Raw genomic sequence first — 14426 nt, 5'->3', positions numbered from 1 at the left:
GCCGGCCCTGCCGGCCGTCGCTGCTTGCCGCCCTGAATCTGTGCACAGCCCATCTGCCGATCCGGCTTCTTCCGGACGGGCTTGGGTGCCCGGGGCGCAGCCCGCGTAGGCGCCGTGCCCCGATGCCGGGACTCCGCCCACCCCTCGTACCATCCCCCGACGACTGCACCACACGCCGCCTACCTGCAACAAAGCAAACTCGCCGGGTTCTTGGCGCTTCCTACCGCTGCCGGATCTCGCAACGCGCCACGGGCGCCGTCCACTTCCGCCGGTCTCGCCCGGGCGCCTTGACGCACCCAACTTGTTCAGACATGTTCATTCGGTATGCCCCCTGTCACGGCCCTGCAACAGACACCCTCGCGGGGCAAGGAATCGAGTTTGGGGCTCCGGCCCTCGGCAAGAGGCGCTGGACAGGAGGAGCCGGGTGATGGCCTGCCATCCCCGGCTGCTGCCCCCCACACAACTGCCGGTTCATCCGGCGTACGAGAGAAGAGAGCCCTACGTGAGCAACAGTGCGATGCCCTCGGACGACTCGAAGACCCCCAAGGTCAAGCGGCGCCTGGCCTTCGGCCTGGTCGGTGGCGTGGCGGCGCTGGCGGTCGCTGCGAGCGCGGTGGCGGCCACCGGCGGAGCGGCCGCCGAGAAAGGGAGCTCGTCGCCGAAGTCCCTGAAGGTGATGAGCCTGAACACGTGGCACGGCGGCGCCAAGGTCCCGGACGGGGTCAACAAGATCACGAAGCAGATCAAGGCGTCCGGCGCCGACGTCGTCGCGCTCCAGGAGTCCTCCAGCGACGTCGCCAAGGAGATCGCGGGCAAGCTGGGGTGGAAGTACCACACGGCCAGCGGCTCGGACGTCGACCTCCTGAGCAGTGAGCCGATCGAGAAGACCGACTGGTTCTCGCAGGAGTCCTCCGGCGCGAAGGCGATCGCCGCGAAGATCCAGGGCGTCTGGGTGTACTCGATACACCTCGACTACACGAAGTACGGCCCGTACAACGCCTGTTTCGACCAGGACAGCTACGCGCAGATCTACGCGGACGAGGCCAGTCGCAAGGCGCAGGCCGAGGCGATCGCGCAGTGGACCGGGTCGTCGCCTGCGATCGTCGCCGGCGACTTCAACACGCCGTCCCACCTGGACTGGACCGATGCCACCAAGGACAAGCACTGCGACTCGGCGGTCGAATGGCCCGCCACCAAGGCATTCGAGGACAAGGGGTTCAAGGACTCCTACCGTGAGGTGCATCCGAACCCGGCCGAGGTGCCCGGCGACACCTGGTCCCCCGTGACCAAGGAGAACAGCGACTACGGCAACAAGCCGGAGCCGCAGGACCGCATCGACTTCGTGCTGCACAGGGGCGGCTCGCTCAAGCCCGCCGACTCCCGGACCTACGGGGGCGGCTCGGACTGGCCCTCCGACCACCTGGCAGTCGTCACCACCTTCACCTTCTGAGCGGCCCGTAGCCGCCTGTCGGCAAAAGCCCGCACGACCGATGGGTCCGGGGCCGCGATCCTCCTCGCGGCGCCGGACCCGCGACGCGACTGCGGACGCATTCCTCCAGGCCGACGGGCGTCCTCTAGGCCCGGTCGGCGGCGGCCAGGAGCGCGGCGATGTCGATCTTCTTCATGCCGAGCATCGCCTTCATGGCGCGCTGGCCGCGCACCTGGTCGGGGTCCGTCAGCAGCTCCATCATCACGACGGGAGCAACCTGCCAGGACAGGCCGTACTTGTCCTTCAGCCATCCGCAGGGGCCCTCTTCACCGCCGGCGGAGAGCTTCTCCCAGTAGTAGTCGATCTCGTCCTGGTCGGCGCAGTTGATCAACAGCGAGATCGACTCGTCAAAGGTGAATTCCGGGCCGCCGTTGATCGCGGTGTACTCCTGGCCGTCGAGCAGGAAGTCGACGGTCAGCACCATGCCGGCCTCGCGCGGGCCCGCTTCGCCGAAGTAGGTGATGTCCTTGATCCGGGAATTGGGGAACACCGAGACATAGAACTCGGCGGCTTCCTTGCCCTGGGTGTCGAACCACAGGTTGGGCGTGATCTTGGGCATGGCTCTCTCCTGGTGTCGTCGGCCTGTATGCCGTCACCAGTTCTGACGGTCGCACCGACCGAAAGTCATCGCCAGCCGGACGATGACTTCGCCGGGTGCCGGGCCCCTCCGCCACCCGGGTCACTCCCAGGTGAAGCTCGCGTCCTGGGTGTCGATGCGCATGCCGAGCGGCACCCGCCAGGCGTCCACGCACACCCGCCAGCTGCCGGTCTTCTTCTCTCCGGGGGCGAGGGGCAGCGGGAGGCGGTGGGTGGAGCGGAGGGTGGCCCAGTCGACGCCGAGGCCGCCGATGACATGGGTGCCGAAGGAGACGCTGCCCGACGTCACCGAGTGCTTGCCGGTGTTGAGGAAGTCCAGGGTGACCTTCTCGCACCAGCGGACGTCCGTACCGGCCAGATCCTTCGCGCCGATCAGCAGGCCCGCGGGGGCGCCGGGACCGGCCGGGAGGGCGGGCGAGGGCGGCGCGGGCGCGGGGGAGCCGTCTCCTGGGGAGTCCGGATGGTCGCCCGCGTCGTCGGAGGGGCCGTCTCCTTCCGGCGGGGACGAAGAGCCGGGGGGAGTCCGGGGCGCGTCGCCGTCCCTGCCGCCGGCGTCCTTCGAGGAAGGGGCGGGAGAGGAGGAAGAAGCGCCCGGGGTGTCTCCGGGGCGGTCGTGGGCGTCGCGGGAGTCCGCGCCGGTGCGCGATCCCGGCCCCGTGCGCGGTACGCCGTCACCGTCGCCGTCCAGGGGAGTCAGCTCGACCTTGGCGTCCGGCGGTCCGGCCTTCGTCGGCGCCCGTCCGTCCGCGGGGCCTGCCGCGCCCACCGCGGCATAGCCCTCCTCGGCCGCGCTCCCGCAGCCGGTGAGCAGAACTCCCAGGCACAGTAAGGCCGCCGAGGCGGAGGCAACAGTCGTCGTCCGTCGCATCGGGCCAGTGTTGCTGACGAGTCGTCAGGTGTACAGACGTCGTACGGCGTCCCGTGGGCATGCCGTACGGCCTTCTTCAGCTGTCCGCCGAGCGGCGCGAGGAGCCGTCCCCTCGGCGGACCTGACCTCAGTCGGCGATGAGCCCTTCGCGCAGCTGCGCCAGGGTGCGGGTGAGAAGCCGGGAGACGTGCATCTGGGAGATGCCGACCTCCTCGCCGATCTGCGACTGCGTCATGTTGGCGAAGAAGCGCAGCATGATGATCTGGCGCTCCCGGGGCGGGAGTTTGGCCAGCAACGGCTTGAGGGACTCGCGGTATTCCACGCCCTCCAGCGCGGTGTCCTCGTAGCCGAGGCGGTCCGCGAGGGAGCCCTCGCCGCCGTCGTCCTCGGGGGAGGGGGAGTCGAGGGAGGAGGCGGTGTAGGCGTTGCCGACCGCCAGGCCGTCGACGACGTCCTCCTCCGACACCCCGAGAGCCAGGGCGAGTTCGGGGACGGTCGGGGACCGGTCGAGCTTCTGCGCGAGTTCGTCGCTGGCCTTGGTGAGGGCGAGCCGGAGCTCCTGCAGACGGCGAGGCACCCGCACCGACCACGACGTGTCGCGGAAGAAGCGCTTGATCTCGCCGACGACGGTCGGCATCGCGAACGTCGGGAATTCCACGCCGCGTTCGCAGTCGAAGCGGTCGATCGCCTTGATCAGGCCGATCGTGCCGACCTGGACGATGTCCTCCATCGGCTCGTTGCGGCTGCGGAAGCGGGCCGCGGCATAGCGGACGAGCGGGAGGTTCAGTTCGATCAGGGTGTCGCGGACGTAGGTCCGCTCCGCGCAGTCCTTGTCGAGCGTGGCCAGCCGCAGGAAGAGGGAGCGGGAGAGCGTGCGGGTGTTGATGGCGTCGTCGTCGTGCACGTGCGGTGCTGGCGCGGGAATCGCGGGAAGCACCTTCGAGCTGCCCAGTTCTACGGACATGCCACCCCCTTGAGGTCGCGGGTCGGGTCGCTGCAGCGTCCCCGGACCGAGGCGGACCGAGGAGTGATGCCTCCACCTGAATACCGGAGGCAGCGCCACGGCAAACGCGGTTCCTGCAGAATGTCACATGTCGGCAACACGCTGTAGCGCCAAGTCGACATATCTGCGCGGTGAGGATCCCTCGTCCCGGTTAGGCTTCGATCCTGTTTGCGGATCTCAGCCGGGCGAAGCTCCGCGACAGTAGCCGCGAGACATGCATCTGCGACACCCCCAGCTCCGCGCTGATCTGTGACTGCGTCAGATTGTTGTAGTAGCGCAGGAGAAGGATTCGCTGTTCGCGTTCGGGCAACTGGACCAGGAGATGGCGTACGAGGTCCCGGTGCTCGACGCCGGCCAGCTCGGGGTCCTCGTATCCGAGGCGGTCCAGCAGGCCCGGCAGGCCGTCGCCTTCCTGGGCGGCCTCCAGTGAGGTCGCGTGGTAGGACCGGCCCGCCTCCAGGCAGGCCAGGACCTCGTCCTCGCCGATCTTGAGACGCTCGGCGATCTCGGCGGTGGTGGGGGACCGGCCGTGCAACACGGTCAGGTCCTCGGTGGCTCCGTTGACCTGCACCCACAGCTCGTGGAGGCGGCGCGGCACATGCACGGTGCGGACGTTGTCTCGAAAGTAGCGTTTGATCTCGCCGACGACGGTCGGCATCGCGAAGGTGGGGAACTGCACGCCGCGGTGCGGGTCGAACCGGTCGATGGCGTTGATCAGCCCGATGGTGCCGACCTGGACGACGTCCTCCATCGGCTCGTTGCGGCTGCGGAAGCGGGCAGCGGCATAGCGGACGAGTGGCAGGTTCGCCTCGATCAGTGCGGCACGGACCCGGGTGTGCTCAGGGGTACCCGGTTCGAGACCCGTCAGTTCCGCGAACAGCACCTGCGTGAGCGCCCGCGTGTCCGCGCTTCGGCTCTCGCGGGATGGAGCCTTTGGCGCAGTACGGGCCGTCACGTTCACGCCACCCTTCACAGTGCATGTATCCGGCAAAAGCGGTCATAGCATCACAAGACATGTGCACTGTGTGCAAGCACCCCATAACTCCGTGTTGACTGACGAGTTGGAGGGTGCGGAAGGTGCGTGTTGTTGCAGGTGTGGCATGCCGCGGAGGTCGGTGGGGGTCGGGTGACACGTGGGGTGCCGCAGGAGCGCTTCGCGCGGTCGTTCCGGAGGTGAGCGGGGTGAGTGCGCCGCCAGGACGCGTGCGGGCCGCAGGGGGGCGCGCCAAAGAGTGCGTGCGCCGCCTCGGAGGCGGCCCGGTGGACATGACAAAGCCCCGCGCCCGTAGGGGCGAGGGGCCCGGCGTGCGGAGCGTCCGCGCTCAGAACTCGTAGTCGGCGATCACCCAGGTGGCGAACTCGCGCCACTGTCCGGCGGCCGCCTGGTGGGCCGGGTGCTCCACGTAGCGCTTGAGGGCATCGGTGTCGGCCACCGCCGAGTTGATCGCGAAGTCGTAGGCGATCGGGCGGTCGGTGATGTTCCAGGCGCACTCCCAGAACTGCAGCTCCGGGATCCGGCCCTCCAGTTCCGCGAACGCGCGGGCGCCGGCCTGTACCCGCTCCTCGTCGCGGGAGACACCTTCGTTGAGCTTGAACAGGACCAGGTGGCGGATCACTGGGGCCTCCGTGCGGCGGACGATGCGCAGCCGGACCGGCCGGCCGGCTGGGGCGCCCAGCAGGTCAGGCGACCAGCTGGGTCATGAACTCGCCGACGCCCTGAGCAGCGGACGAGATGCCCTCGAAGCCTATCTGGACGAGATCGGCGGCCCGTCCCGGGGACGTGATGATCGTGTAGAGCACAAAGACGATGACCAAATACAGCGCGATCTTCTTCGCTTGCACCATCAGTCCCGTCTCCCCTGCGGCAGTACCTGCAGTTCCCGAATGCAGTCGGGCGAGTGTAACCACAGGTGTTCGATCGTGGCAGGCCCGGCCATCGCCTCCCGGTCCGGGGCCGTGGACCGCCCTTCGCCGGCTCCCGGCGGGCCGGGGACCAAAGTCCCGCCAAGCGGGGCCTTTCGGCTGCCCGTTGGGAGGAGACCGGCGGGCACGATGGAAGAGGTGGCCAAAGGACCTGGCAGGAGTCCGAAGGCCCCGGGACCGGCCTCACTGCGGGGTCCGCGCCGCGCCCCTGAGTACGGCGCGGGCTGGAGGCCCGTCCACTCGGGGGAGACGGCCCGCTCACGCGCGCCGTCTCCCCCGCCCGAAAGGGCGCCCCGTCTGCAACCGCCCCCGCGGCACCCCGCGTCTCCCACCCCACACGCCTTCATGGGCATCATGTACGCGACAGATTCAGGCGTGGCGGTACGGCGGCGAGCCGGGCGCGACGCGCGAGGGCAACGGGACGACGAAGGGGGCACGCGGCCCGACGATGAAGCTCGACAGGGATTCGCGCAGCCACGCCCGCCCACGGCACCGCATGTGCCGTGACGTCGTCCCCGCCGCCCGCCGGGACACCGGCCGGCCCGGAGTCCCGCATTCGCGCGTCCCATGTTCGCCGTGCCCATATCGCGCTCGACAAACGGCTGTTCGGGCTGCGCGGCAGCTGAACGGTTCACGACACGGACGGCACCGCGCCCCGCACCCGGAGGCGAAGCCCTCCACCGGAGCGCTTCGCACCGGCCCGTCGCGGCTGACCGGGCATCCGAGGGGGAAGGAACCTTCACCATGAACTCCACACACCGGCATATGGATTCACCACGCACCGAAGCGCAGCCATCCACCGGACGCCTGCCGCGCCGCCGCCCGGCCGTCGTCCTGGCGTTGCTGCTCGGCCTGTTCGCAGCGACCGCCGCTCCGGCCGTGGCCGCGGGCCGAGCCGAGGCCGTACCTCGCACCACGACCGCCGTCCGGCACACCACCGTGGACGCCCGCACGGCCACCTCCGCCGCGGGCGCGGTACGAGCGGCCTCCCTCACCTCCCTCCGCTCCTCGTCCGGGCATCACTCCACGCACGCCCGGACGGTCTTCAAGTCCAAGGGATCCAAGGGGTCGAAGGGCTTCAAGGGGAAGTCCAGGAGCCGCGGCTTCTTCAAGAAGGGCGGAATCATCGCCCTGGTGATCGGCATCATCTTCATCGGCCTCTTGGCCCTCGTGATCTGGCTGGCCATCCGCGCCGTCCGCCGCGGCGTACGCGGGCGCAACGACTGAGGGCCCTTGCCGGGTGGCCGCGGGTACGCCCCGCGGTCCCCGCAGGCCGCGCTCAGTAACCGCAGGCGGCCGTCGCGTTCGGGCCGGTGGCCGTGGCCGTCTTCGCCTGCGCGCCGTCCACGGACACCGAGCAGGTCGCGGTGCCGCCGGCAGCGCCGAGGGTGATGCTGAGCGCGCCGCCCTTCACCAGCCCCTCGGCCTGCATCTCCTTCACCCACGGCAGGGTTCGCGCAGTTGCCTGACTGGTGGACATGTCGTCGCCCCGCCAGGTCGAGTAGGTGACGGCGACATCCTTCGCGTCTCCCGTGACCTTGTAGCTGACCTGCACCGTCTTGGTGATCTCGTCCGTGACATCGGTCACGAGCACCGCGACGGCGGCGGCGCAGCCACCGACGAGCAGCAGACAGAGCCCCAGCACCACCCACGGCCAGGCCCGATTCCGCGGCTGCCCCGGCCCGCCGGGCGGTGCTCCGTACGGGGGAGGCTCACCGGCGGGCGGACCCCAACCCCTCTGGTGCGGCGGCGCGGGCCGACGGGGGCCCCATCCCCGGCTCCGCCCCGCCCGCTCCGGCTCGGGGCCCTGCCCCGGACTCCGTTCACTCATGCACTCAAGGGTCAGCCGGTTTGCCGGTCCCCGCGACTCCACACCGGGACGGCGGCCGCGCCCGGATACGACGAAGGCCCCGATCCGCTGGGGATCGGGGCCTTCGCCTTCAGAGCGGTAGCGGTGGGATTTGAACCCACGGAGGAGTTGCCCCCTCACACGCTTTCGAGGCGTGCTCCTTCGGCCGCTCGGACACGCTACCGAGAGAGAGCTTAGCCCACAGGGGGCCGTGCTCCGAAATCGGATTCCGGGCAGCGGTGACCGCGGGCCTCAGCGGTCGCGGAAGAAGGCGGTGAGCAGGGCGGCGCAGTCGGCCTCGAGGACGCCGGTGATGACCTCGGGGCGGTGGTTGAGGCGACGGTCGCGTACGACGTCCCACAGGGAGCCGACCGCGCCCGCCTTGGCGTCGCGGGCGCCGTAGACGACGCGGTCGACCCGGGACAGCACGATCGCGCCCGCGCACATCGTGCACGGTTCGAGGGTGACCAGCAGGGTGCAGCCGGTCAGTCGCCACTCCCCGACCGAGCGGGCGGCCGCGCGCAGCGCGAGGACCTCGGCGTGCGCGGTCGGGTCGCCGGTCGCCTCGCGTTCGTTGTGGCCGGTGCCGAGCACGGTGCCGTCCGCGGACAGCACGACGGCACCCACCGGGACGTCACCGGTCCCGGGGGCGCGCGCGGCCTCGTCCAGCGCCTGCCGCATCGGTGCGATCCACGGATCGCGCAGCGGGTCGGGGGCGGGGGACTGCGAAGGGGCGGATGGGGGCCGGGTCATGTCCCCAGTGTCGGGGACGGGACCCGGCGCAGTGACCCGGTGCCGGCCGGGCGGCCGGTCCGGATGAGGAGGGGTGCCGGGCCCGGTGTCGGTGACCGGGGCCCGGCGGAGGGCGGGGGCGTGGCCCGGCAGCTGTCAGCGCACGGCTTCCAGGACATCCGTGCAGCCCAGCGAGTCGGCGATGGTGGAGAGGGCGTCGCCGTCGAGGGCGAGCAGTTCCTTCTCGCTGACACCGAGGTCGGCCAGGAGCTCGGAGTCGCCGAGCGGGCCGGGCGGCGGTACGAGGCCGCCCGATTCGCTCACCGCGTCTTGGGGGTCGCTGTTGTCAGCGCTGTCGTCCGATTCGAGTTCGCCGTCCTCCGTGCCGTCCAGGTCGAGGGTGTCGAGGTCGGCCAGATCGTCCTCATCTCGGCCGAGGAGCTCGTCGGTCAGCATCGCTCCGTACGAGCTTCGGGCAGCGGCGGCGGCGTTGGAGAGGAAGATCCGAGGGTCTTCCTCGCCGTCCACCCGGATGACGCCGAACCAGGCGTCCTCCTGCTCGATGAACGCCACCACTGTGTCGTCGTCGACCGCTGCCTCTCGGGCCAGATCGGCCAGATCGGACAGGGTCTCCACATTGTCGAGCTCTGTATCGCTCGCTTCCCACCCGTCTTCGGTGCGCGCGAGCAGTGCGGCGAAGTACACCGTGACTCTCCCACTGGTCATAAGCGTGCCGGGCCGGGCGGGGCGACGCCGGGTGCGCCGCGGGTCCCGCCCCTTCGGAATCGTGGCAGAAAGTGCGCGCTCGCGCGGGGTCTTCGGCGCTGCGTCGTGCGGCGGTTCTGCGAGATGTCGCTCACGTGCAGGAGCGCGGGCGGGGGCGCGGAGGCTCGGGTCACCAGCGGAAGGTGCGCATCCGCATGGCCTGTCGCATCCGCGCGGCCCGTGCGCGACGCGGCTGGACGCGGTCGCGCAGCTCCTTGGCCTCGTGCAGTTCACGCAGGAACTGCGCCCGGCGCCTTCGGCGCGCCGCGTCGTTCTCGACGCCGTGGGCGGCGGACATGGCGTCCTTCGTGTCGTCGCTCCGCTTGCGGTCGGGCACGCGTAAACACCACCCCTGGAGGAGGTCCTCGCCCGAAGCCGAGCTGGCAAATCGAGCGTACGTGCCCACTTTCCCTCGTTTCGGTGGTTTGATGCCAGCGATACCGCGGAGCCGATCCGACCGCCGGGGAGGGCCGGGCGGGCGTCGGGGCCCCGGGGCTCGGCTACTGTCGAAGTCATGCGGATTCACGTCGTCGACCACCCGCTGGTCGCGCACAAACTCACCACACTGCGCGACAAGCGCACCGACTCCCCGACTTTCCGGCGGCTCGCCGACGAGCTGGTCACCCTGCTCGCCTACGAGGCCACCCGTGATGTGCGCACCGAGCAGGTCGACATCGAGACCCCGGTGACGGCGACCACCGGCGTGCGGCTCTCGCACCCCCGGCCGCTGGTCGTCCCGATCCTGCGCGCCGGTCTCGGCATGCTGGACGGCATGGTCCGGCTGCTGCCCACCGCCGAGGTCGGCTTCATGGGCATGGTGCGCAACGAGGAGACCTACGAGGCGCACACGTACGCGACGCGGATGCCCGACGACCTCTCGGGCCGCCAGGTGTACGTCGTGGACCCGATGCTCGCCACCGGCGGCACGCTGGTCGCCGCGATCCGCGAGCTGATCAAGCGTGGCGCGGACGATGTCACCGCCATCTGCCTGCTGGCCGCGCCGGAGGGCGTCGAGGTCATGGAGCGGGAGCTGGCCGGGGCGCCGGTGACGGTGGTCACCGCGGCGGTCGACGAGCGGCTGAACGGCGACCGCTACATCGTGCCGGGCCTCGGTGACGCCGGCGACCGGATGTACGGCACCGCGGGCTGAGCCTCCGCGCCGCTTCTCCCAAGCCACAGCTCGGGCCCCTCGCTTTTGACCGGCGAGGGGCCCGAGTGCGTGGTGCGGGCGGAGCCCGTCAGCGCGCCGCGTGGTGCGGAGGGCGGCGCGGGCGGGACGGCCGGAGGGGGGTCAGCACTTGTCGGCTGTCGAGGGCCGGGGGGACGGCTGGGTCAGCAGGGCCAGGGACTTCTCGGCCTCCTGCGGCTTGGCCAGTTCCTTGAAGCCGTCGCCGATGAGGAGATCGAGTTCGGTGCCCTTGCGGTCGTCGGTCTTCAGTTCGGCGCCCGCGAGCTGGGTGGCCAGTACCTTCAGGGGGCCGTCGACCGCGGACTTCGGGCCGAGCAGTATCGCGGTGCCCTTGATCTTCTTGTCGTAGGCCGCCGGGGCGTTGCCCACCTTGCCGATCTTGAAGCCGCGCTTCTTCAGCTCGTCGGCGGTGCTCTTGGCGAGACCGCTGCGCGGCGTGGCGTTGAAGACGTTGACCGTCAGCACGGCGGGCTTGGGCAGCGGTCCGACGGCGGCGGGCTTGGCGTGCGGGCCCTTCGCGGTGTCGCCGGTGCGGCACTTGTGCTTGCCCTGGGCGGCCTGGGCTGTGCTGCTCTTGCCGCCGAAGACATCGATGAGCTGTAGGGACCCCCAGCCGGTCAGGCCGAGGACGCAGACCGTGGCCACGAGGGTCAGGACGATCCTTCGGCGGTGTCGGGGACGGCGCATCCGCGGGTACCTGTCGCCCGTGATGCGGTACTTCTTACCGCCCATGCCTGGGGGCGTCAGCATGCTCATGGCCGCAGCGTAGTGCGGGCGAGGGGCCGTGCCTACTAAATGATCAATGCGTGGCGTAAGACCCCACCCAAAAGGATCAATTTTGGGCAGGGAAGGGCCTGGTGAGGGCGGTGGGGCGGCTGGGGCGTCAGTCCAGTTCGAGTACGCGGGCGTGCAGGACCTGGCGCTGCTGGAGGGCGGCGCGGACGGCGCGGTGCAGCCCGTCCTCCAGGTAGAGGTCGCCCTCCCACTTCACGACGTGCGCGAAGAGGTCGCCGTAGAAAGTGGAGTCCTCGGCGAGCAGCGTTTCGAGGTCGAGCTGCTGTTTGGTCGTCACCAATTGGTCGAGGCGTACCGGGCGCGGGGCGACGTCCGCCCACTGGCGGGTGCTCTCCCGGCCGTGGTCCGGGTACGGCCGCCCATTTCCGATGCGCTTGAAGATCACACGGAAAGCCTACCGGGCAAGCGGCACCGGGCGCAGCCATGCCGCAGGACTGCAAAGCGGGAGAAGTGGAGCAAAGCGGGAACGGTGGGTGAGGGCGGGCTCTGTTTCCGGCCGTGGTGACGGCCCGTCGGGCCGAGTTCGCCGCCGGTGCGGCGGCCCGAGGGAGCAGTGACACGAACGAGCTACCGCGTGTCGCACAGGCGCGTGTCGTACGCGCCGGGTGCGGACAGCCTGTCCGCGCCCGGGTGTCACCACCTGAGGGCGTCGGCGCGGCGCGACTGCCAGTACGTGACGCGGGCGGTGTGGTGATCGACGTACACCGGGGGGCCGCCGTCCAGCCCGACCTGTGCCGGGTCGGTGCGGGCCGCCAGGGCGACGCCGAACTGGGAGATCTTCTCGCCCTCACCGTCGGATTCGTCGGCGGTGGTGATCCCGGCGTACGCGGTCCGGTCGGGCGCCAGGGAGACGACGGCCCGCGGTTTGCTGGCCTCGATCACCGGGGTGGCGGTCCGCTGTCCGTCGTGGAAGCGCAGGATCGGGTACGGCTGGGCGGCGAAGGTGCACGTGCGGTCGGAGAGGTTGGTGACGGCCAGCACCATGTGGCCGGGCGGCCGGCCGACTCCGCCCGCGTGGAATCCGAGCATGTCGGGGGTACAGGCCCGTGGGGCGCCGGGCCTGGAGCCGGAGGGGGTGGGGCCGTTGCCGGAGACGCCGGGTCTGGAGTCTGCCGGCTCGCTCCGGCTCCCTTCCTCCGGTGAGGAGGCGGTGGCGGGGGCCGCGTCGACGGGTTTGCCGTGGCCGTGGCATGCGGTGAGCGGCAGTGCGGCTGTGGCGAGCAGGGCGGCGGCGGACAGGCGGCGGCCGCGGCGGAGGGTGGTGGCGAGGGCGGTGAGTCGCATGGGGTCCCCCGGGGACGTACGGCGGGCCCGGCCCGCGGCGGTGCGGGGCGGTGGCGTGGGGACGATGGTCGGTGGTGGCACTGGTGATCGGCTAACGCGTGGCTAACGCGAAATGGAGTGGCGGAGGAGGCTCCTGCGGCTTGCGCCGCCCGGGGTACGCCCGGCGCACCTGACGAAAGTCGGGGGTCGGTCCTGTCGAACGGCAGCGGTGCCGGGTGCCCCGGTGTCCCTAGCGTTCCGATGCGCATCGCCCGATGCGGAAGCCGGCACAGGAGGGGAGTGCACCGTGCTCGGACTGCGGGAACGGAAGAAGGACGAGAGGCGAGCCCGCGGGGTGGCGCCGGAGGGCGGCGGGGCGGCCGCCGGGGTGCCGCGGGGACGCCCGCCGGGCCGATGGCTGTGGGTCGCCGGCACCGTGCTGCTGGTCCTCGCCCTGCACAGCAACTGGCATGTGGCGCTCGCCGCCTGGCTCTTCCCGGTCTTCCTGCTGCGCTACGGGCGGCTGCGCCCGGCCCGCCACGGGCTGCTCCGCATCGGCTGGGCGTCCGCGTCGGCGACGCTGCTGTGGCTGGTCTCCACGGGCATGGTGTTCGTGCCGACCGTGGTGGGTCTGTTCGCGGTGCTCGCGGTGCTGCAGACGCTGCCATTCGTCGCCGACCGGCTGATCGGGGTGCGCAGCCGGTCGGTGCTGACGACGCTGGTCTTCCCGACGGTGCTGGTCGGCGGCGAGTATCTGTTCGCCGAGCTGGCCGACTTCGGGGACTTCGGCGTGCTGGGGTTCACCCAGCACGGCTTTCTGCCGTTGGTCCAACTCGCCTCCGTCACCGGTGTGCACGGCGTGAGCTTCGTTGTGGCGTGGACCGCATCGATGGCGCACTGGCTGTGGCAGGGCGGGGTGTCCCGGCCGAGGGTCCGGCGTGGCGTGCTGGTGTGGGCCGGGGTGCTGGCGGTTGTACTGGGTGCCGGTGGCGTACGCCTGCTGCTCTTCGCGCCCGTGACGGACACCGTAAGGGTCGCGGGGGTCAGCGCGGGGCGGGCGGCGGAGCGGGACACGCGCCGGGCGCTGGACCGGATCGACCCTGAGGGATGGCGGCCGCGGTCGGCCGTCGGGGCCGCTCCGGAGCGGGTGCGCAAGGCGCTGGCGCCGGTGGCCGACGATCTGGTGGCGGCCACCGACCGTGAGGCGCGGGCCGGCGCGCGGATCGTGGTGTGGCCGGAGACGCAGGCCGGGGTGCTGGAGAGCGATCAGCGGCGGCTGCTCGGGCGGGTGGCGGCGATCGCCCGCGAACACCGGGTGTATGTCAACGCGGCCTACGGCCTCTACCTGCGGCACGCCCCCTACGTGCGGAACGTCGCCGTCCTGGTCACACCGGAGGGGAAGGTGGCATGGACGTACGACAAGGCGCATCCGACGCCCATGGAGACGATGAAGCCGGGCAGCGGCGACGTTCCGGTGGCGGACTCGCCTCACGGGCGGCTGGCCACGGTGATCTGCTACGACGCCGACTACCCGGATCTGATGCGGCAGGCGGCGGACAAGGGCGCCGACATGATGCTGGTGCCGGCCAACGACTGGGTGGGGTTCGAGTCGCTGCACGCCCAGCGGGCGGTCTTCCGGTCCGTGGAGTACGGCTATGCGATGGTCCGCCAGTCGGTCAACGGGGTCGCCACCGCGGTGGATCCGCAGGGCCGCGTCCTGGGCACGGCGGACTACTTCACCGCCGGCCGTCAGACGCTGGTCGCCGAAGTGCCGGTGCAGCGGCGGACGCAGACCCTCTACGGCGAGATCGGTGCGGTGTTCGGGATGCTGTGTGCCGGCGGGTCGGTGGTCGTCGTGGGCTTCGGGCTGCTGTGGCGGCGGGAGCGGCGCTCCGCGGAGAGCGTGCCGGAGAGCGCAACGCCCTGAAGTCAGGGGGGCGTTGGCCCCGAGAC

The 14426-nt window shown here is 71.0% G+C and carries 17 protein-coding genes and 1 tRNA gene; 4 read left to right on the top strand and 14 right to left on the bottom strand.

Annotated features, from left to right (window positions below; all coding sequences use genetic code 11):
* The first annotated feature begins 502 nt into the window (after positions 1-502).
* Entirely contained in the window at positions 503-1450 is a 948-nt protein-coding gene (locus tag ACGFZW_RS11760) for an endonuclease/exonuclease/phosphatase family protein (protein WP_393892915.1), read from the top strand.
* Positions 1451-1574: 124 nt separating this feature from the next.
* Here the strand turns inward: ACGFZW_RS11760 and ACGFZW_RS11755 are convergent, their stop codons facing one another.
* The 6 genes from ACGFZW_RS11755 to ACGFZW_RS11730 all read right to left on the bottom strand — a co-directional run bounded on the left by ACGFZW_RS11755 (position 1575) and on the right by ACGFZW_RS11730 (position 5802).
* On the bottom strand, positions 1575-2048 hold the full coding sequence (locus tag ACGFZW_RS11755; RefSeq protein ID WP_393892914.1) for a VOC family protein: 474 nt from the start codon (positions 2046-2048) through the stop codon (positions 1575-1577).
* A gap of 120 nt (positions 2049-2168) precedes the next feature.
* A complete protein-coding gene (locus ACGFZW_RS11750) occupies positions 2169-2954 on the bottom strand; it encodes a hypothetical protein (protein ID WP_393892913.1) in 786 nt (261 codons plus the stop codon).
* A gap of 127 nt (positions 2955-3081) precedes the next feature.
* On the bottom strand, positions 3082-3918 hold the full coding sequence (locus tag ACGFZW_RS11745) for an RNA polymerase sigma factor SigF (protein WP_393892912.1): 837 nt from the start codon (positions 3916-3918) through the stop codon (positions 3082-3084).
* A gap of 190 nt (positions 3919-4108) precedes the next feature.
* Positions 4109-4918 carry an RNA polymerase sigma factor SigF gene (locus ACGFZW_RS11740; RefSeq protein WP_393892911.1) on the bottom strand — a complete coding sequence of 270 codons (810 nt, stop codon included), beginning with the start codon at positions 4916-4918 and terminating at the stop codon, positions 4109-4111.
* Between the two features lie 361 nt (positions 4919-5279).
* Positions 5280-5573 carry a Dabb family protein gene (locus ACGFZW_RS11735; protein WP_393892910.1) on the bottom strand — a complete coding sequence of 98 codons (294 nt, stop codon included), beginning with the start codon at positions 5571-5573 and terminating at the stop codon, positions 5280-5282.
* A gap of 64 nt (positions 5574-5637) precedes the next feature.
* Positions 5638-5802: a hypothetical protein gene (locus ACGFZW_RS11730; protein WP_393892909.1), complete on the bottom strand. Its 165-nt coding sequence runs from the start codon at positions 5800-5802 to the stop codon at positions 5638-5640.
* An 822-nt stretch (positions 5803-6624) separates the two neighbouring features.
* On the opposite strand from ACGFZW_RS11730, the gene ACGFZW_RS11725 reads away from it, so the two are divergent.
* Positions 6625-7107: a hypothetical protein gene (locus ACGFZW_RS11725; RefSeq protein ID WP_393892908.1), complete on the top strand. Its 483-nt coding sequence runs from the start codon at positions 6625-6627 to the stop codon at positions 7105-7107.
* 52 nt (positions 7108-7159) lie between these two features.
* Here the strand turns inward: ACGFZW_RS11725 and ACGFZW_RS11720 are convergent, their stop codons facing one another.
* From ACGFZW_RS11720 to ACGFZW_RS11700, 5 genes are all read right to left on the bottom strand, one after another.
* Positions 7160-7528 carry a hypothetical protein gene (locus ACGFZW_RS11720; RefSeq protein ID WP_393892907.1) on the bottom strand — a complete coding sequence of 123 codons (369 nt, stop codon included), beginning with the start codon at positions 7526-7528 and terminating at the stop codon, positions 7160-7162.
* 298 nt (positions 7529-7826) lie between these two features.
* Positions 7827-7913 (bottom strand) — tRNA-Ser (locus ACGFZW_RS11715).
* A 68-nt stretch (positions 7914-7981) separates the two neighbouring features.
* Positions 7982-8410, bottom strand: a complete 429-nt coding sequence (gene tadA, locus ACGFZW_RS11710) for a tRNA adenosine(34) deaminase TadA (protein WP_393893262.1) — start codon at positions 8408-8410, stop codon at positions 7982-7984.
* A gap of 207 nt (positions 8411-8617) precedes the next feature.
* Positions 8618-9166, bottom strand: a complete 549-nt coding sequence (locus ACGFZW_RS11705; protein ID WP_393892906.1) for a hypothetical protein — start codon at positions 9164-9166, stop codon at positions 8618-8620.
* Positions 9167-9356: 190 nt separating this feature from the next.
* Positions 9357-9563, bottom strand: coding sequence for a hypothetical protein (locus ACGFZW_RS11700; RefSeq protein ID WP_393893291.1), 207 nt, complete (start codon positions 9561-9563; stop codon positions 9357-9359).
* Between the two features lie 177 nt (positions 9564-9740).
* On the opposite strand from ACGFZW_RS11700, the gene upp reads away from it, so the two are divergent.
* Positions 9741-10376, top strand: coding sequence for a uracil phosphoribosyltransferase (upp, locus tag ACGFZW_RS11695; RefSeq protein ID WP_393892905.1), 636 nt, complete (start codon positions 9741-9743; stop codon positions 10374-10376).
* A 141-nt stretch (positions 10377-10517) separates the two neighbouring features.
* Here the strand turns inward: upp and ACGFZW_RS11690 are convergent, their stop codons facing one another.
* The 3 genes from ACGFZW_RS11690 to ACGFZW_RS11680 all read right to left on the bottom strand — a co-directional run bounded on the left by ACGFZW_RS11690 (position 10518) and on the right by ACGFZW_RS11680 (position 12494).
* Positions 10518-11171 (bottom strand): LytR C-terminal domain-containing protein, encoded by a 654-nt coding sequence (locus ACGFZW_RS11690; protein ID WP_393892904.1) that lies wholly within the window; start codon positions 11169-11171, stop codon positions 10518-10520.
* Positions 11172-11298: 127 nt separating this feature from the next.
* Entirely contained in the window at positions 11299-11595 is a 297-nt protein-coding gene (locus ACGFZW_RS11685) for a type II toxin-antitoxin system VapB family antitoxin (protein WP_006604254.1), read from the bottom strand.
* A 248-nt stretch (positions 11596-11843) separates the two neighbouring features.
* Positions 11844-12494 (bottom strand): DUF4232 domain-containing protein, encoded by a 651-nt coding sequence (locus ACGFZW_RS11680; RefSeq protein ID WP_393892903.1) that lies wholly within the window; start codon positions 12492-12494, stop codon positions 11844-11846.
* A 286-nt stretch (positions 12495-12780) separates the two neighbouring features.
* Here ACGFZW_RS11680 and ACGFZW_RS11675 point away from each other — a divergent pair, with 286 nt between their 5' ends.
* Positions 12781-14400 (top strand): apolipoprotein N-acyltransferase, encoded by a 1620-nt coding sequence (locus ACGFZW_RS11675; RefSeq protein WP_393892902.1) that lies wholly within the window; start codon positions 12781-12783, stop codon positions 14398-14400.
* Positions 14401-14426: the final 26 nt, after the last annotated feature.

This window comes from Streptomyces sp. NPDC048248, assembly GCF_043201875.1.
GTDB lineage: Bacteria > Actinomycetota > Actinomycetes > Streptomycetales > Streptomycetaceae > Streptomyces.
The sequence above is the reverse complement of the archived record's forward strand: the minus strand, read 5'-3'. Positions and strand labels throughout refer to the sequence as shown.